This window comes from Streptococcus sp. 27098_8_134 (assembly GCF_041431675.1).
In the GTDB taxonomy this organism is placed as follows: Bacteria; Bacillota; Bacilli; order Lactobacillales; family Streptococcaceae; genus Streptococcus; species Streptococcus sanguinis_R.
Map to the genome: position 1 here is coordinate 321,335 of NZ_JAPVYD010000003.1, position 17,802 is coordinate 339,136.

The following is a 17,802-nucleotide window of genomic DNA, read 5'->3' on the forward strand; positions in this document are numbered from 1 at the left end:
CAAAAGCTTTCCGTTTTGGAGGCTTTTTGTTTTTTCTTCATTATTTCTAAAATATGACATCTGTCATTTTGTTTTTATGACAAACGTTAGATGAAGCGCTTACAAAAATTTGTTATATTTAAATTATTGAGATTGCTTCTTTTTTATAAGGGAGTTAGGTGTTAAACCAGGTGTTCATTTTGAACAAGAAAAGTTGAAAGGAGTGTGTTATGTAGAAGCAATTTGGTTGTGAGAAGTCTGATTTTATTTTTAGAATATTGAGGTGTGTCATGAAAAATCATCAGGAAAAAGTGTGTAAAAATTGGTTTATGAGAAAAAGCGGCAAGCGTTGGGTTTTTGGGTGTGCCCTGCTGACTTTTGGAGCATTCTTGTTAGATGGGGGTGGAGTGGTTTATGCGGATGAGGCTAAGGCTAATCCAGCTCCTGCGCAGGTCTTGCAGGCTGATTCATCAGCTGTCTCAGAGCCTGAGAGCGGACAAACAGCTGCTCCTACAATGAATGCTGATAAGACAGAAAACCTTGTAGCTGGGGAGACTGCTGCAACTGTAGCGACGGAAGCGGGTGGTCAGGATGCAGTAGTAGAGTCAGCCAACCAAAAGGCTGATAAGGAAGATCAAGTCACAGCAAATGCTAAAGAGACCAAACAGGAAGAAGACGAACAGCCAGCGGCGAAGGAAGTTGCTTCGGAAAAAATCCCTGCCGTAGAGACTGTAGATAAGCAGTCAGGCTTCAATACTAATTTGGCAGAAGCCAAGGGAGACAAAAATGGAGTTTGGGAAGTCCGGGAACAAGGTCTTTATAGTGATGCCAGAGGCAAAGGTGATAGTTTCTTTTACTCTCAAAGTCAGGGCAAGGATTTTGTTTACTCAACGGATGTAACTTTCCTCAGTAAGGAAGGGGCGGCAGCCCTCATTTTCCGCAGTAATAATAATCCGGATGACAAGAGCAGCTATGCAGTTAATATTGATGGTGGTAGCAACAATGTAAAGTTTTGGCGTTGGCAAGGCGGTCGTGACTATCAGTTTATCAATGAAAAAAATATCGAGCCAACGGATGATAATAAATATCGACTCAAGGTCGTTTCAATTGGCTCTTGGGTATCCTACTATGTCAATGATATCCTAGTGGCCAGCTCAGGAGATTACACGCTTCAGAGAGATGATAAGGGGCAGAATACTTACTTGTCAGAAGGCTATTTTGGCTTACTTAACTGGAATAGCGAGCTGCTTTTTCAAAATACCTTTTATAAAGAAATCACTCCTCAGTCTAATCCCGAGTTGGAGGATATAAGGGTGACTTCTTCGGTTGGGAAAGTGGAGCAGAAAGGTCAGTTTAGTGCTCCTATTACCATCCAGTATGTCAAACATGATGCTGAGACTGTAGACTTGACCGTCGTAGCAAAAAATCCCGCTGCCAAGGTAAGCGTGACCGATGCTGCAGGTAGGGTTTATAGTGATTTGAAGAATATTCCGCTGGCAGTGGGGGCAAACTATCTGACTGTAACCAGCACTGTGACCGATGCGGATGGGCAGGAGGTCAGCCTGACTTACCGGCTCAATGTCCATCGTCGGCAGGCAGATGAGGTATACTACAATGAGCTTTATCGCGGTCAGTATCATTATTCGGTCAAGGACGGATGGGCCAATGATCCCAACGGGCTTGTTTATTACAAGGGAGTCTATCATTTCTTCTATCAGTTTTACGACGATACCAAGTGGGGGCCTATGCACTGGGGTCATGCGACCAGCAAGGATTTGATTCATTGGGAAGAACAGCCGATTGCCTTTTATCCGGATGCTAATGGGGCTATGTTCTCAGGCTCTATCGTAGCAGATACCACCAATTCCTCTGGTTTGTTTGACAATGACCAGGGCGGTTTAGTCGCGCTGATTACTGCCGATGGAAACGGTCAGCGCATTAAGTTAGCCTACAGTAAAGATGAGGGCCGGACTTGGACGAAGCTTGATCAAATTGCAGCTGACTGGACGGATGATCCACTGCAATCTCAGGATTTTCGTGACCCCAAGGTCTTCCGTTGGGAGGGTAAATGGTTTATGGTCGTTGCAGGCGGACCGCTGAGAATTTATTCCTCTGATAATCTGCGTAATTGGAAGGTGGAGTCAACTTATGTGGATCTCCACACGGAGTGCCCAGATCTCTATCCTCTACTGGCAGACGATGGTAGTCTTAAGTGGGTCCTGTCTCGTGGCGGGCGCTCCTATAAGGTCGGTGATTTTAGACAGGTGGAGGGCAAGTGGACCTTCGTCCCAGATGCTGAGTTTGCTCAGGCTGATCAGATTATGAACTTTGGTAAAGACTCTTATGCGGCCATGACTTACTACGTTCAGGACTTTGGCAGCAAGGCTAATCCAACCCTACCTGACATTATCGAGTCTAACTGGATGAATACATGGGAAGACTACTGCAATCTGGTAGCCGATACCGTCGGTCAGAAGTTCAACGGCACCTTCAATCTTAACCTCAAACTAGGCCTTATCAAGCAAGACGGCAGCTATCGGCTGACTCAGACGCCAATAGCAGCCTATCAGTCTTTGCGTCAGGAAGACAAGGCTGTGTTGTATAAAGACGTGGAAGTTAGCGAGAAGAATGGGCTGTTGAAAGATTTTTCCGGTGATCAGTATGAAATTGTCTCTACTTTCCGGCCGAGTGAAACGACCAAGAAAATCGGTTTTAACCTGCGAGTTGGAGATGGAGAAGTGACTAGAGTTACCTATGATTTAGAAAAGGAAACTCTCTCTATTGACCGCAGCCGGTCCGGCATTCTTCTCAGTAATAAATTTGCTCAGGTGGATAGTCAGTCTGTCAAGCGCAATGCGGATGGCAGCATAGATCTGCATCTCTACGTAGATCGCTCCAGCCTAGAAGTCTTTGCCAAAGGATATACTGTAGCGGGTGCCAATCAGATTTTCCCTGCGCCAAATAGCCTTGCGGCTAGTGTTTTTGTAGAAGGTGGTGCTGCTAAGGCTGACATTGCTCTTTATCCGCTGAAGGGCATCTGGGAAGACAAGCAGGCAGTGACCAAACCACTGGAACTAGTGCAGGCTTCTCCTGTGACAAATAATATTTATGTCGGCGATACTTTGGATTTGAAAGCATATGTCATGCCAGCAAGTGTCTCTCAAGCGGTAAGCTGGAGTGTGGATCAGCCAGACCTGGTCTCTGTCACGGAAGATGGCAATAAGCTGCGAGTGACTGCTCTGCAAAGGGGTGTGGTCAAGGTAACGGCAACCTCTAAGGAAAATCCAAGTCTTTCCAAGGTCTTCACCATCAATATCAGTCGTAATGACTTTAAGACCAATGTTCCAGACTTAAAAGCTGTTTCCGGTAAGTGGTATGTCGACGGTGAAAGTCTCTATAATCAGAATACCAGCGCCAATGATTATTATATGGGAGGTCAGAAGATTCCTTTCTCTGAGTATAACTTGGATGTGGATCTCAAGTATCAAAAAGGCTTGATTAATATTTTCTATGCGTCTGAAAATGTTGACCCTCGCAATGCTTATTCTATTCAATTTGGCGATAATGATAAGATTCGACTTTACCGCTTTATGGGAGAGACGATTGCAGAAAGTAGCATGAATGGCAAGCATCTTAATGACGGCCAGTTCCATCATGTTAAGCTAGTGAAAACTAAAAATGGTGTCAGTGTATCTGTGGACGGTGTAGAATACCTGAACCACCAATTTGATACGGTTGAGCCTTATTATAATGATGCCTACGTCGGTCTGGGACTCTGGGATGGAGATTTGGAAGCGCGCAATTTCTTTGTGACCAATCTTCATGCCCCAGCAATTAATAAGTCTTCTCTGCAGAAAGTGGTAGATAGTACGGCTAGTCTAGATCCAAGCCTCTACACAGATGAGACAGTTCAGACTTACCAGTCAGCCTTGGCTCGAGCTCAATCTCTTTTGGCAAATGAAAAAGCGGAGCAGGCAGATTTAGATAGAGCAGAACAGGATCTGAAGGCAGCTCTTGCTGCTCTGGCTGTGAAACCAAGTCATCAGGTCACTCCAGAAGAAGGGATAAAGGACCTAGTGGAAGAAAAGCCTTTCTTAGAAATCGTAATGGAAGAAATTGCATATCAGACTCGAGAACAGGAAAATCCAGAACTGGAAAGAGGTGAGCGGCGGATACTTGTAGCCGGCCAAAAAGGTCAAAAGCGAGTCTTTGTAGAAGTCTTGAACGGTCAGAGAAGCGTTCTCGGTCAGGAAGTGCTCTCTCTAGCAGTTGACGAACTAGTAGAAGTTGGCAGCAAGGTGGTGGCTGAAAGTGCTAAACAGCCTTTGACAAGGACCCAGCCTCAAGCTCTGAAGCAAGGTGAGGAAGGGAAAGTTATTCCGTCGCCAAGATTGCAGCCAAATTCAGATTCAGCTCTGCCTAAGACTGGCACTCAAGAAGATAAGTTTCTGCCTCTGGCTGGTTTAGCTTTTCTGGGAATGGGGCTTCTAGCTGGAAGAAAGAAGCAAGAAGACTAAGGTGCTAAGCAATGGTTATTTGCACATAAAAAGGATGGGGTTTTCCCATCCTTTTTTGATATAATTATGGCTTGCGAATTGATTAGTTTTTGGCTGAGCATGCTCCGGTATCTGTCAAGAATTCCGATACATCCATCTGCTTGCTTTTTAATTCTCTATCTGAACTTGCATCCGGATGAACATATCGCGGTGCTGTTCCTGGATTTGTGGTTGTTCATGAATGACCTCGCAGATATAATCGCCCACAGGAGTATATCCAGCTTGGGTCAGAGCTTGGTGAAAATGCGGCAGAGCTTTAAGTTCATTTGCAAAGGAAGAGCAGTAAGCAACAGCATAATTTCCTGCCGGCAGCAACATTCGATTTAAGTGAGGGAGTTCATTGGGAGTATGATGGAAGAGACATAGTTGTTTGGAAATCCATCTTTCTTTTTGGAAATCTTCTTGTTTCATAATGGAGCCAACACGGCTGAAATGAGTGAAAAAAGGACTGTAACGCAGGATTTCTTGCTTGAAGTAGCGGAGAGCAAGTTCGTATTCCTCACTTTTCATTTGATAAATATTTTGATCGATTTCAAAAGTAAGCAGCTGCCGTTCAGGAAAAGTTAGGATTTCCAGTTCTTGCTCGCTCTGTTTTTCGCCATAGATACGGGCACCAGACCGAAAGATTTCGATTTCTTGGATTTGTTTTTCTAAATTCTCTTTTTCCTCTAGAAGGCGCTGATAGCGTTCCTCGATAAGCTGGTGCAGTTGAAAATGGTCTTTGTCAGATAGGATTTCTTTGATGCCTTCTAGAGAAAAATTCAGTTGACGCAGGTACTGAATGGAGTCAACCAGAGAAGATTGATTGATGTGGTAGTAGCGATAGTTGGTTTCTGGATCGACTTTATAGGGTTTTAAAAGACCGATTTGGTCATAGAATCTTAGAGTTTGGATGGAAATCTGATTTATTTGGGAAAACTCTCCGATACGCAAAATTTTTTTCATTTTTTAAAACCCTCTATTGACTCTCTAGTTACTAGAGATATTATACTACAATTGTGAAAATAATAACAATTAGTGGAGGGTTTGCCATGAGAAATACAAAAATTCGTGCTGTTCAGTATGGCTGCGGCAAGATGTCTAAAGTGATTTTCAAGTATCTGCTGGATCACGGTGTAGAAATTGTCGGAGCTATTGATAACAATCCTGCTGTAGTAGGACAGGATGTTGGTGATTTTGCAGAGCTAGGCTATAAGACTGGTGTCCTGATTTCTGATAATGCTGAACGTGTCTTTGAAGAGTGTGACGCAGACATTGCTATTGTCACCATTGCTTCCTATATGCCGGAAATGTATGATTTTTTTGAAACAGCCATCAAACATGGAGTTAATATCATCACAACCTGTGAGGAAGCCATCTACCCTTGGACGACATCGCCATCTGAAACAAACCGCTTGGACAAGCTGGCCAAAGAATATGGTGTCACTGTAATGGGCTCAGGCATGCAGGATATTTACTGGATTAATATGCCTTGCTTGGCTATGTCTGGCCTTAATCGCATTCAAAAGGTGAAAGGGATTGTCAGCTATAATGTGGAAGATTATGGTCTGGCTTTGGCAGAAGCGCATGGTGCTGGTTACGATTCAGAGAGATTTGAAAAGGAAATTGCCAGTGCTGAGAGTCTGCCGTCCTATATGTGGAATGCTGCTGAGGCTATTTGCTCTAAGATGAACTGGACCATTCAGGATATTTCACAAAAGAGCGTTCCTTATATTTTGGATGAAGATGTTTATTCTGAAACGCTGGGTCGCACAGTTCCGGCGGGGCAAGTAACGGGTATGTCAGCTGTGACAACCATTCATACCCATCAGGGAATTGAGTTGGAAGTAGAGTGTATTGGCAAGGTCTATCGTGAAAATGACGGAGATATGTGTGATTGGGAAATTACTGGCGAGCCAAATCTAGTCTTCTCAGTCAGCAAGCCTGATACTGTAGCCTTGACCTGTGCCACTATCGTCAATCGAATCCCTTCTGTGTTAGACGCACCTGCAGGTTATGTGACTTCAGAGTTGGCGCGTGAGTTGGCCTATCCGACCTATCCGCTTCATACCTATGTGGAAAAATAGCAGAGCTTATAACTAAAAATACACCTCCTGCATCAATTGGGAGGTGTGTTTTTAAGTATTAGTCTTCCTTTTTCTTTAAAAGTAAGAGTCCAGCTGCCCCTGCGATTAGGAGTCCAGCTAGAGCAAAGCTAGTAGGTTTTTCTTGACTGCCGGTCTGCGGAAGGGTCTGACTCTTGTAGGTCAGGACTACTGTTTGAGCCGGTGGATTCACTGTAGCAGGCTTCCAGTCAAGGACAGTCTGACTTGGTACTTGATAGGTTGGGTCAGGTGCCGCAGGACTTGGAAGATCTGTCAGCTCGGCCAACTGGCTGCCAAAGATAGCATTGGAGATCCAGCGGTAGAAGTGAACAGGGTGAAGCCGGTTGGTCGGATTACCAGCATAGACAAAGAGAGGCTGCTCTTTATAAGTACCGGCAATGGCTACGACTTTGTTTGCCAGTTGTTCATTGCCAGGCCACCAGCCAGCGATGTAGAAGTCACTGCCAGCAATGCTGGCAAGAGTCCTAAAGTTGGCAGGAATCTTAGCAATCCAGTTACCAGAGTTGGAGTAAAAGAGTCCATCCTTCTTGTAGCCGCTGGTCAGCGGGTCTTGGTCTTGTATAATGGCTTTCATCAGTCCTTCATAGTCACTGCCGTTCTTGAAGCGCTCAGCGTTAAATCCATCTAAGATTCCTAGTTTTTCCAAGCGCTGCATAGCAGAGCCTCCGACGACGATGGTTGGCTTAAGTCCGACAAGAGACTTGTCATAGTTGTTGCTTTCAAGAACGATGACATCCGCATCTTCTGGACGATCGACGATTTCAAAGCCCATATTCTTCAGAGCTAAGGCAGTATGTGCTGGAGCGTCCACGCCTGCCCATGAGAATTGATGCGGTGGTGCGTAGACCTTGAGAGGCTTCAGAGTTGGTCCCTGTGGAATCTTATAGAGGGCATCACCGTAAATGGCATAGCGATCCAGAAGGCTGGTAAAAGTCGGAGTATCAACAATATAGCCGTCATCTGTCAGATAAACCTTTTTTCCTTCTGCAAGAGCTTGATTGACGGCCTTAACGGCACTTTCAGACGTATTGGCAATGACATAATAAGGCGCTTTCTGATCAACCTGACTGGTACGTGCAGCACGGAGGGCTGTCACGTCGCCTAGCTTGCCTTCAAAGAGCTTGTCGCCAAAGACTGGTTGGGCTTTGAAGCCTTTCATATCAGGAAAATTGACGACCAATTCCGCATACATGGCAGCCCACTTGGATTCATTTGAGCCTTTGTAGAGGACATGATTGGCATAGCCACGCTTGGCCTGTGCCATATCGACAACCAAATCACCTTTTTTATAGTTGCCGCTGTTTTCCTTGAGTTCTTTGACAAGGACACCGTTGCGCTTGAAATAGTCAATCATATTAAAGGCTTCTTGGGTATCATTGTCCTTGTCCACTCCCATTGGGATGACATAGTAGTCTGGGAAGAATTTTTCCTGGCCTTTTTTAATCCGGCCTACGACCTGACCATCTGGTCCGACGAGTTCATTTTCTGCCTTAGGATCTTCGACTTTATTGATGCCGCGCAGGTAGAAGTTGAGACGCATCTCCATGAGCTTGTCGGGGTTCTGAGCTAGATAGTCAAGACCTCCTAAAACTGCATAATATCCAGCCTTGTAGGACTCTTGATTACCCTCGGGAATTTCGATGGTATGTCCCAGGATGCCATGATACATAGAATAAACCGCTGTGTAGCCGGAGAAGGAATCGTCCCATCCGTCTCCCCAGTCCAGTTTTGGAATGATGTATTTTTCGTAGCCAGAGTTGGCAACGCCGGCCCGTCCCATATGATGGGCATTGTCCAGCATGAGGTCAGCTAAAAGGTCATATTCAAAGTTAGGATCGTGAGGCGGGGTTGCCGGCTCAATCAGGAATTCCTTGACAAAGCCGTGGATATCATAGAGGGCAATCGGGTTCCATTTGTTAATCAATCCAGCAACGGTACGGGTTTCAGGATTGGCTTGGTAGCCAGTATCACGGTTAGGGTCAAGGCCATTGGCCAGTGCCCGGGTGTTGAGGACATCGCCGTCAGGGTTCTCTGTAAAGTCAAAGAGGAAGATAAACTTCTTCAGTAAATCTTGGATTTTGAGAGTGACAAGTTTTTCAGAACCATCGGCAGCGGTTGTTTTGAAGCTGACTTGGTCTTTGGTGGCAAAGGTCTTAAAGAGACCTGTGATAATATCAATCCCAGGCTGTTCATCAGCGTGAGTGTTGTTAATGAGCACAGGCAGTTTATAGTCTAGATTGCCATTTTTGAGAGCTGCTAGCATTTCTGCTGGTTTGGTCAAGGCCTGTGGATTCGTTGTGCTGAGGTAGTCGTTGATGCTCTTTTGGTCAGAACTGATGATACCCAGCTTGATATCACGACCCTGAGCGCTCTTTCCGATATCCTCAATCTGTACCAAGCGATCGGTCTTGGCATCCTGTCTGCTCTTTTCGATAGATGCCAGCATCTCCTCATGGCTGTGGAAGTCTTCGTAAGGGCGCAAGATGATATTTTTACGAATGGTCAGTCCTAGGTCCTGACTCCTACCAACCAGTTCATGGCTGCCAATGAAGTTTCGATAGGTCCGGCGGATATTGTTGGGAGAGCGCAGGCTGAGATCGTCTCCGAAAAGTTCCTTAAACTGCAGATTCAGATGAAGGTCATTTCCGTCAGCCTTTTCCTCAATTGTGACAAAGGGTTGGCCGGTAAAGGTGCCGCTGTCCATGTTCCAGGTTTTCCAGTCAGCAATCGGTTTATTGTCCAGAGTCCAGGTCAGTTTGCCCGCCTGAGAAGCCTGTCCTTGGACGGTTTCCTTGAGCTCTGCAGGCTCGGACATATAGACAGTGCTGTCAGCTAGCTGTGTCTTGGCTTCTTCAGAAGCAGCTGCTCTTGTTTGAGCTGCTGCAGAGACAGCTGGATTGTCCGCTGCAGGAGCAGGAGCCTGCTCTTTTTCTCCTGTCTGATTTGGAGCAGCTTCTGTCGCAGGAGTTACAGCCTCTATCTGATTGGCGGCTGGCTGTGACTCAGTGCTGTTCTGCTGGTCAGCTGCGGCCTTGCCCTGAGCTAAGACAGCCATCAATACAGCGGCTGATAAACTCAAGACCTGAGTATAGAGACGCTTCTTGTATGAATCGTTCATTAGGAAATCTCCTTTGTGTAAAATATTCTATATTTAGTATAACAAATATCGAAAGCGCTTTCAAACAAAAATAGAAAAACATACAAAGATGTTCAAAATAGTTTCTCAGGTGAATTGCTGCGCATAGGGGGATCTTCCTTGTTTCAAGTGCTATTTGTAATATCCGAACCTTCTGCCTTTATTTTCTGAAATAGTATACAAAATCCTTGAATTTATGCTACAATGAGACAAACTAAAAATGATTGGAGCCAAGCATGAAAGCAATTATTACCGTTGTCGGAAAAGATAAAACAGGGATTGTAGCCGGAGTTTCCACTAAAATTGCGGAGTTGGGGCTGAATATTGACGATATTTCCCAAACCGTTTTGGAGGAATATTTTACCATGATGGCCTTGGTGTCCAGTGATGAAAAGCAAGATTTTACGGCCCTTCGCAATGAGTTTGAAGCTTTCGGTCAAGAGCTCAACGTTAAAATCAACATTCAAAGCGCAGCCATTTTTGATGCCATGTACAATATCTAAGGAGTGAAGGATGGATATTAGACAAGTAACAGAAACCATTGCCATGATTGAGGAGCAGAATTTTGATATTCGGACCATCACCATGGGCATTTCACTCTTGGACTGCATCGACACAGATATTAATCGGGCGGCGGAGAAAATTTACCAAAAAATCACGACCAAAGCGAAAGACCTGGTGACAGTTGGGGACGAAATTGCAGCAGAGCTTGGGATTCCTATCGTCAATAAGCGGGTCTCCGTGACTCCGATTTCTCTGATTGGGGCAGCGACAGACAGTAGTGACTATGTGCCGTTGGCCAAGGCTTTAGACAAGGCAGCCAAGGAAATCGGTGTTGACTTTATCGGTGGTTTCTCTGCCTTGGTTCAAAAGGGCTATCAAAAAGGGGATGAAATCCTCATTAATTCTATTCCACGTGCTTTGGCTGAGACGGATAAGGTCTGCTCCTCTGTCAATATCGGCTCAACTAAGACTGGCATCAATATGACGGCAGTTGCGGATATGGGGCGGATTATCAAGGAAACGGCCCAGCTTTCTGACATGGGGGCGGCCAAGCTGGTCGTCTTTGCCAATGCGGTAGAGGATAATCCTTTCATGGCAGGCGCCTTCCATGGTGTCGGTGAAGCAGATGTGGTCATCAACGTTGGTGTTTCTGGGCCAGGTGTTGTCAAGCGGGCCTTGGAAAAGGTCCGTGGTGAGAGCTTTGACGTGGTCGCTGAAACGGTCAAGAAAACGGCCTTCAAAATCACTCGTATCGGTCAGTTGGTCGGTCAGATGGCCAGCGAGCGTCTGGGCGTCAAGTTCGGGATTGTTGACTTGAGTCTGGCTCCAACACCAGCGGTTGGGGATTCAGTGGCTCGTGTCTTGGAAGAAATGGGCTTGGAAACAGTCGGCACTCATGGCACGACAGCTGCACTTGCCCTGCTCAATGACCAAGTCAAAAAAGGCGGTGTCATGGCCTGTAATCAAGTTGGTGGTTTGTCTGGTGCTTTCATCCCTGTGTCAGAAGACGAGGGCATGATTGCGGCTGTGCAAAACGGCTCGCTCAATCTAGAAAAGCTAGAAGCTATGACAGCTATCTGCTCGGTAGGTTTGGATATGATTGCCATTCCAGAAGCGACACCGGCTGAAACCATCGCAGCCATGATTGCGGATGAAGCGGCGATTGGAGTTATCAATCAGAAGACAACAGCTGTGCGGATTATTCCGAAAGGCAAGGAAGGCGATATGATTGAATTTGGCGGGCTCTTGGGAACAGCTCCGGTCATGAAGGTCAATCAAGCTTCGTCTGCTGCCTTTATCGCGCGGGGCGGTCAGATTCCAGCTCCTATTCACAGCTTTAAAAACTAAAAAGCTAGATTTGAAACAGTTTTTAAGAAAGCAGCGTAAAGGACAGTTATTCAGTTTCCGAGTAGGAGTTTGCGGGATTGAATCTAGCTGGATGCTTGAAATGTAGGGGATTATAAGGAGATTGTTTAGGTTATGAATAAAAGAGAGCTAGTTGAGCTGGCCCTTGATTTAGGTTTGGATTTTGATAAGGAGAGCGGCATTATATATGGCCGTAGAAGGGATTATGCTTTTTATCTAGAGACCATAACAGATGGCGACGAATTTGCGATTTTTTTCTCGGTCAGATGTGAGCAAGGTTATATCGGTCGAGATACCTTGGAAGCTCTGATTAACGATTCCGAGGTTTTGATTGATTTTGAGAGAGCTGGCTACAGCCTAGCCTGTCAGATTTTGGCTGATCAGGATCGGGATTTGCTGCCGGATATTTTGGAGGAGGCTATCGAGGACTGCACCCGCTACTTTGAGGAGCAAGGGCTGGTTAGCGCCTGTGAGAAAACCGGTGAAACCGGAGATGTGGCCCTGTATCAGTTCAAAGGAGATTGGCTCTTTCTCACGCCATCTAGCTATGAGCGGATGGTTTCCATCTCGCTGGATAAGGCGACAAAGCGCTCCCTTCCTCATCAAAATCCGCAGAAAATACATTATTTTCTGGGTGTTCTCGGAGCATTCTTGACGAGCTTACTTGGTGCATGTCTTGTCTTCTTTTTGACAGGTGCATCCTTGGCCATGGGCTTCATATCAGGTTTTACACTGCTATTTAGCATTGCTTGCTATGAAAAAATTGTCAAAGGTATTTCTGTTTTGGGAATTGTAGTGAGTTTCTTTTTTACTTTAGCGATGAGCTTTTTAGCTGTTCAAATCGGTTATGCCAATTCTTTTTACCAAGGGGAAGGCAATATTTTGCAAGCCATTATTGCTATCAATGAAGCCGCTTTATCCGGACAGTTTGGTCTTAATTATTGGCTCCATTATCTGTACATTATTCTTGGGTGTGTCAGTGCCGTAAAAGTTCATATTAAGTCTCTATAGTTGATTAGATGCTGACTCCATAGTGAGCCACTGTCTATCATAGTGGGAAACCGAGTTCTCCCTCTTCTCAATCTAAAAGAGGCCAAAGGCATTTTTCAAAATATACCATAATAAACAAAGGAAAAATAAAAGAGGTGAAGTATGTCAAAAACAAGACTCTATGTTATCCGTCATGGCAAGACCATGTTCAATACTATCGGCCGAGCTCAGGGCTGGTCTGATACCCCGCTGACTGCCAAAGGTGAGTGCGGTATTCGTGAGCTGGGTATCGGATTGCGAGAGTCGGGTTTGCCTTTTGTCAGGGCTTTTTCCAGTGATAGCGGCCGGACTATTCAGACTATGGGGATTATCCTAGAGGAGCTGGGCCTGACTGGCCAGATTCCCTATCGCTATGACAAGCGCATCCGGGAGTGGTGTTTCGGCAGTTTTGATGGTGCTTATGGGGGTGAGCTCTTTCATGGTGTTATCCCACGAGTTCTTAAGACGGATAATTACAAAGAACTCAGTTGGCCCGATTTGGCGAATGGCCTGGTAGAAGTGGATTCGGCTGGCTGGGCTGAGCCTTGGGACAAGCTTAGCGGTCGGATTTTAGAAGGATTTGAAGCCATTGCTAGAGAGGTGGAGTCCTCTGGCGGTGGCAATGCTCTGGTCGTCAGCCACAGCATGACCATTGGTACTTTGGCTTATCTGGTTGATGAGAATATCACGAAAAATCCTAATGTCGACAATGGCAGTGTCACAGTGTTGGAGTATGAAAATGGTCGCTTCAGCATTCAAGCTCTGGGCGATGTGTCTTACCGTCAGATCGGCGCAGCTATATTGGACCGAGAAAATCAAGAATGAGCGGGAGTTTTGAGACTCCTGCTTTTTGCTTTGAAAGCCAGATGGCGCCAATTTCTTCATAAAATGGTATAATGTGAAAAGAACAACGGAGGAAATGAAATGGCAAAAACAAGATTATACTTGGTTCGTCATGGCAAAACCATGTTTAATACTATCGGTCGAGCTCAAGGCTGGTCTGATACCCCTTTGACTGAAGTTGGGGAACGTGGCATTCATGAGTTGGGCATTGGCTTGAGAGAAGCTGGACTTGATTTCAAATTGGCCCGCTCCAGCGACAGCGGCCGGACTATTCAGACCATGGGCATTATTCTAGAGGAACTGGGCCTGACAGATCAGATTCCTTATACCTTTGACAAACGGATTCGCGAATGGTGCTTTGGCAGTTTTGATGGTGGTTATGATGGAGAGCTCTTTATGGGTGTGATGCCCCGGGTTTTCAATATTGAGCATGTTCATCAGCTTAGCTATGCTGAGTTGGCAGAAGGCCTTGTAGAAGTCGATACAGCAGGCTGGGCAGAAAATTGGGAAAAGCTTAGCGGCCGAATTTGGGAAGGCTTTTCAGCCATAGCTGAGGAGTTGGAAGCTACTGGTGGTGGCAATGCTCTTGTAGTCAGCCACGGCATGACCATCGGAACCTTTGTCTATCTAATCAATCGAACTCGGCCTCATGGTTTGGACAATGGCAGTGTGACGGTTGTAGACTATGAAGACGGTAAATTCACAGTAGCTTGCGTCGGAGACATGTCTTATCGAGAGGCCGGTGCCAAAGTAATGGAGGAAGAAGTTGAAGCGCGCTAAACATCGCAAAGAAAAGAGAAAATCGAAGTCTAAGAAGATTGGGTTAACGTTTTTATTGTTAATCGTCTTGTGTCTAGTAGCTGGAGGGACGGTGATTTATTTCCGTCCGTCCTTGTTACAAGATCTGCTTGCAAAGATTCAGTTTTCGGGTTCATCTAGCAGTTCTGCTACGAAAGGCTCTTCTGGCTCAGAGAGCTCGCAGTCTGATTTGCCCAAGGTTTCTTCTACTGATTGGAATTTGATATTGGTCAATCGAGACAACCAGCAAGAAGAAAAGACACCTGAACTGACTCAGATTGGAGAGGTGCAGGTGGACAGCCGCATTGCTGAAAATACTCGGCAATTCCTAGCAGCAGCCCAGGCGATAGCTCCTGAAGAAACTCTAATCTCTGGCTATCGCAGCCGAGCGGAGCAGGAGGAGCTCTATAACGAAAAAGTTGCTGGGGAAGTCGCCAAAGGCTTGTCAAATGAAGAAGCAGTCAGCATCGTGCTGAAGCAGGTGCAGCTTCCAGGAGCCAGCGAGCATCAAACGGGCTTGGCTATTGATATGAGCGCACCAGAAGGTCAGGAGGATGAATTGGCTGCCAAGATTGCGGAGCTAGCTCCCCAGTATGGTTTTGTCCTTCGCTATCCGGATGGCAAGAGTGATATTACCGGAGTTGACTTTGAGAATTGGCATTACCGCTATGTCGGTGTGGAGAATGCCCAGTATATGCAGAAGCACAATCTGGTTCTGGAAGAATACATCGCCCTGCTCAAGGAAGCAGGAAAATAAATAAGTAAGTCAGGTGTTCCTGGCTTTTTTTATGCTGATTTATCAGGATGCAGGTCTCTAATCCTTTTAGCTTCTGATCAAATCAGCTGCAAGTATTGATAGATAAAAATGAATTACTTTTTGTAAAAAAATATTTATAAATCCTTGACAACTATATCGAACTGCGATATAATTTTTATATCAAGGTTCGATATATCGAGGTGAAAGTGAGATAAAAAGATGAGTGGACTGACAGAAAAGCTTAGGAGAGTCTATGTGCCAATGACAGAGACAGGTTTTTATATCCTCTTCTGTCTTCAGAAAGAAAGGCATGGCTACAGTATTACTCAAAAAGTCAAGGATCTGACAGAAGGACAGCTATCTATCAGCCCTGGAACCATGTACGGAACCTTGGCAAAGATGGGAAAAGATGGTCTGATTGCCTTTGTTCGTGAGGAAGAAAAGAGAAAGCTCTATTCTATCACGGAGCTTGGGAAGCAGATTTTAGAGTTGGAAATCCAGCGGATTGAGCGCCTTTACCGCAATAGTAAGGAGGAAGTTTGATGGAAAAGAAAATTGTCTATAAAATCTTTACCATTGCAGACTATGACAGAGAAGCAGCTTATTTTAAACAAATGCACAGCCAAGGCTGGAAATTGAAAAAAGTAAGTTATTCTCCCTTTCTTGTTGCGGTTCGTTATACATTTGAATCCTGTCCGCCTCAGGACGTGGCCTATCAATTAGATTTTCGCCCCATAAAGAAGGCGGAGCAAGAATCCTATTATCAACTGTTTGAGGATTGTGGCTGGGAGCATATTGCAAACTTTAATCAATTTTCTTATTTCCGCAAGCCGGTTTCTCAGATTGATGCAGACAGCGATCTTGAAATCTATAATGACGCATGGTCTAAGCTAGAAATGGTCAAGCGTTTACTTGTATGGCGATTTTTGCCGGCCATCATGGTTTTGTGTGTCACTACCTATCTCATTCTAGATATTTCCCAGAAAAGTTTGAAAGCAAGTCTATTATTCAAATCAATCTTAGCAATAGACTGTGTCATATTGCTCATTCTGTTCTGTCAACTGGTCCATATTGCCTTGCGTTTTTGGAAAATGAGGCAGGAACTGAAAGATTGATTGCAGTTTTGTTAAATACTGTTGTGAAAGCGAGGAAAACAATGAAAAAGACCATTATTGAAGTGCAAGGCTTGAAAAAGAAATTCAAGGAACAAGAAGCCTTGGCAGGAATCGATTTTTCCATCCAAGAGGGAGAGATTTTTGGCTTCCTAGGACCATCTGGATCTGGTAAAACCACGACTATCAATATTTTGACTGGTCAGTTGTCTGCAGATGCTGGGACAGCTCATGTGCTGTCTGCACCGGTTGAGGATTTAAAGGTAGAAGTCCTGGAGCAGATTGGGATTGTCAGCGATGGCAGTGGTTTTTATGAAAAGATGTCACTTTATAAGAATCTCAAGGCCTATGCTATGCTCTTTGGTGTTAAGATGACAGAAGTCGATGAACTTCTCCGGAAAGTGGGACTCTATGATAGCCGCAACAAGGTGGCTGAAAAACTATCTACCGGTATGAAGCAGCGCATGTTACTGGTTCGCGCCTTGATTAATCGACCTAAATTGCTCTTCTTGGATGAGCCAACCAGTGGTTTGGATCCGTCAACCTCTCGCACCATTCATGAACTACTGCTAGAACTAAAAGCTCAGGGGACAACTATTTTTTTGACGACTCATGATATGCAAGAAGCTACCCTCTTGTGTGATCGCTTGGCCTTGCTAAGTAAAGGAAAATTAGTCGAAGTGGGCAGTCCGCATGAGATAATCCAAAAGTATAATACAGATAAGAAGGTTCGTTTAGAATATGAAGATTTGACGACGAAGACAGTTACCTTTGATGAACTGCAAGGTGGTTTGGATTTGTCCAACGTTATCAGTATTCATTCCTGCGAACCAACTTTGGAAGATGTTTTTATCACGTTGACAGGAGGTACCTTAAATGTCTAATAAATTCAAAGGTATGATTTGGCTGAGAGGTCAAGTGACACTAGCTAATAAAAGTATTCTATTGCAGGTTTTTATGCCGATTTTCCTTGTTTTTCTCTATAAATTTATTTTTTCTCTGAATGGAGTAGGTAAGGAAATTGGAGTGGATAAACTAGCTATTATGTTGCTTACGATCTCTCTGCCTTTCTCTCTAGCCATGTCAGTTGGGACACCTATCATCATCATCCTAGCTGAGGAAAGAGAAAAACATAATTTGCAAAGTTTGCGCTTGGCTGGTGTGACAGCGGGTCAATACATTCTCTCCGCCTTAATCTGGCCAGCGATTATTGGGAGCTTTTATATCGTCATTACCCCACTTTTGGTAGGAGCTAAGCTTTCTAATCATGTATTTAGCTATAGTTTGGTACTCTTATTGACCATGCTGGTCTTAATTTTCTTCTTTTTAATGGTTGGTCTGTTTTGTAAAAATCAGGTCATGGCACAATCCCTTAGTGTTCCAGCCATGCTCTTGGCGGCATTTATTCCTATGTTTTCAAATATGAGCGAGGATTTATTTAAGGTGCTGCGTTATAGCTTTATGGGCCTCTTTACTAGTTATATGAAAGATTGGTCTCATTTCCATTTATGGAGCGGAGAATTTTTGGCTCTGCTACTTTGGCTGCTTCTTTTTACAGGAATTTCTTTCTATTTGATGCGCCGTTTGCAAATCTTGGACGACTAATCTAGGTCGCTAG

At 44.9% G+C, this 17,802-nt stretch carries 14 protein-coding genes; 12 read left to right on the forward strand and 2 right to left on the reverse strand.

Translation table 11 applies throughout. From position 1 onward, the window contains the following. Positions 1 to 269: 269 nt before the first annotated feature. Positions 270 to 4,496 (forward strand): GH32 C-terminal domain-containing protein, encoded by a 4,227-nt coding sequence (locus O3620_RS08975; RefSeq protein ID WP_371601658.1) that lies wholly within the window; start codon positions 270 to 272, stop codon positions 4,494 to 4,496. Between the two features lie 147 nt (positions 4,497 to 4,643). Here O3620_RS08975 and O3620_RS08980 read toward each other — a convergent pair whose 3' ends face one another. Next, positions 4,644 to 5,480: a helix-turn-helix domain-containing protein gene (locus tag O3620_RS08980; protein WP_111675316.1), complete on the reverse strand. Its 837-nt coding sequence runs from the start codon at positions 5,478 to 5,480 to the stop codon at positions 4,644 to 4,646. 86 nt (positions 5,481 to 5,566) lie between these two features. Here O3620_RS08980 and O3620_RS08985 point away from each other — a divergent pair, with 86 nt between their 5' ends. Beyond that, positions 5,567 to 6,601 carry a dihydrodipicolinate reductase gene (locus O3620_RS08985; protein ID WP_032915527.1) on the forward strand — a complete coding sequence of 345 codons (1,035 nt, stop codon included), beginning with the start codon at positions 5,567 to 5,569 and terminating at the stop codon, positions 6,599 to 6,601. A gap of 58 nt (positions 6,602 to 6,659) precedes the next feature. Here O3620_RS08985 and O3620_RS08990 read toward each other — a convergent pair whose 3' ends face one another. After that, positions 6,660 to 9,758 (reverse strand): LPXTG-anchored zinc carboxypeptidase, encoded by a 3,099-nt coding sequence (locus tag O3620_RS08990; RefSeq protein WP_371601659.1) that lies wholly within the window; start codon positions 9,756 to 9,758, stop codon positions 6,660 to 6,662. Between the two features lie 254 nt (positions 9,759 to 10,012). Between O3620_RS08990 and O3620_RS08995 the strand changes: the two genes are divergently transcribed. The 10 genes from O3620_RS08995 (at position 10,013) to O3620_RS09040 (ending at position 17,789) form a co-directional block, all read left to right on the forward strand. Continuing rightward, entirely contained in the window at positions 10,013 to 10,279 is a 267-nt protein-coding gene (locus O3620_RS08995; protein ID WP_002893729.1) for an ACT domain-containing protein, read from the forward strand. A 10-nt stretch (positions 10,280 to 10,289) separates the two neighbouring features. Continuing rightward, the gene (locus O3620_RS09000) at positions 10,290 to 11,627 is read left to right on the forward strand and encodes a PFL family protein (RefSeq protein ID WP_002925995.1); all 1,338 of its coding nucleotides are present in this window, start codon (positions 10,290 to 10,292) and stop codon (positions 11,625 to 11,627) included. A 132-nt stretch (positions 11,628 to 11,759) separates the two neighbouring features. Further along, the gene (locus tag O3620_RS09005; protein WP_371601660.1) at positions 11,760 to 12,656 is read left to right on the forward strand and encodes a hypothetical protein; all 897 of its coding nucleotides are present in this window, start codon (positions 11,760 to 11,762) and stop codon (positions 12,654 to 12,656) included. Positions 12,657 to 12,797: 141 nt separating this feature from the next. Next, a complete protein-coding gene (locus tag O3620_RS09010; protein WP_371601661.1) occupies positions 12,798 to 13,499 on the forward strand; it encodes a histidine phosphatase family protein in 702 nt (233 codons plus the stop codon). Positions 13,500 to 13,598: 99 nt separating this feature from the next. After that, positions 13,599 to 14,297, forward strand: coding sequence for a histidine phosphatase family protein (locus O3620_RS09015; RefSeq protein WP_002914008.1), 699 nt, complete (start codon positions 13,599 to 13,601; stop codon positions 14,295 to 14,297). After that, the gene (locus tag O3620_RS09020; protein WP_002902349.1) at positions 14,284 to 15,072 is read left to right on the forward strand and encodes a D-alanyl-D-alanine carboxypeptidase family protein; all 789 of its coding nucleotides are present in this window, start codon (positions 14,284 to 14,286) and stop codon (positions 15,070 to 15,072) included. The genes O3620_RS09015 and O3620_RS09020 overlap by 14 nt, the downstream gene beginning before the upstream one ends. 219 nt (positions 15,073 to 15,291) lie before the next feature. After that, on the forward strand, positions 15,292 to 15,615 hold the full coding sequence (locus O3620_RS09025) for a PadR family transcriptional regulator (protein WP_002914007.1): 324 nt from the start codon (positions 15,292 to 15,294) through the stop codon (positions 15,613 to 15,615). After that, a complete protein-coding gene (locus O3620_RS09030) occupies positions 15,615 to 16,187 on the forward strand; it encodes a DUF2812 domain-containing protein (protein ID WP_371601662.1) in 573 nt (190 codons plus the stop codon). The genes O3620_RS09025 and O3620_RS09030 overlap by 1 nt, the downstream gene beginning before the upstream one ends. A 41-nt stretch (positions 16,188 to 16,228) precedes the next feature. Next, positions 16,229 to 17,068, forward strand: a complete 840-nt coding sequence (locus O3620_RS09035; RefSeq protein ID WP_032909071.1) for an ABC transporter ATP-binding protein — start codon at positions 16,229 to 16,231, stop codon at positions 17,066 to 17,068. Continuing rightward, a complete protein-coding gene (locus tag O3620_RS09040) occupies positions 17,061 to 17,789 on the forward strand; it encodes an ABC transporter permease (RefSeq protein ID WP_002902356.1) in 729 nt (242 codons plus the stop codon). Before O3620_RS09035 ends, O3620_RS09040 begins: the two co-directional genes overlap by 8 nt. The last annotated feature ends 13 nt before the right edge of the window (positions 17,790 to 17,802 follow it).

Coding starts and splice junctions, on each gene's coding strand:
- O3620_RS08975 (WP_371601658.1), top strand. CDS start 270: ATGAAAAATCATCAGGAAAAAGTGTGTAAAAATTGGTTTATGAGAAAA.
- O3620_RS08980 (WP_111675316.1), bottom strand. CDS start 5,480: ATGAAAAAAATTTTGCGTATCGGAGAGTTTTCCCAAATAAATCAGATT.
- O3620_RS08985 (WP_032915527.1), top strand. CDS start 5,567: ATGAGAAATACAAAAATTCGTGCTGTTCAGTATGGCTGCGGCAAGATG.
- O3620_RS08990 (WP_371601659.1), bottom strand. CDS start 9,758: ATGAACGATTCATACAAGAAGCGTCTCTATACTCAGGTCTTGAGTTTA.
- O3620_RS08995 (WP_002893729.1), top strand. CDS start 10,013: ATGAAAGCAATTATTACCGTTGTCGGAAAAGATAAAACAGGGATTGTA.
- O3620_RS09000 (WP_002925995.1), top strand. CDS start 10,290: ATGGATATTAGACAAGTAACAGAAACCATTGCCATGATTGAGGAGCAG.
- O3620_RS09005 (WP_371601660.1), top strand. CDS start 11,760: ATGAATAAAAGAGAGCTAGTTGAGCTGGCCCTTGATTTAGGTTTGGAT.
- O3620_RS09010 (WP_371601661.1), top strand. CDS start 12,798: ATGTCAAAAACAAGACTCTATGTTATCCGTCATGGCAAGACCATGTTC.
- O3620_RS09015 (WP_002914008.1), top strand. CDS start 13,599: ATGGCAAAAACAAGATTATACTTGGTTCGTCATGGCAAAACCATGTTT.
- O3620_RS09025 (WP_002914007.1), top strand. CDS start 15,292: ATGAGTGGACTGACAGAAAAGCTTAGGAGAGTCTATGTGCCAATGACA.
- O3620_RS09030 (WP_371601662.1), top strand. CDS start 15,615: ATGGAAAAGAAAATTGTCTATAAAATCTTTACCATTGCAGACTATGAC.
- O3620_RS09035 (WP_032909071.1), top strand. CDS start 16,229: ATGAAAAAGACCATTATTGAAGTGCAAGGCTTGAAAAAGAAATTCAAG.
- O3620_RS09040 (WP_002902356.1), top strand. CDS start 17,061: ATGTCTAATAAATTCAAAGGTATGATTTGGCTGAGAGGTCAAGTGACA.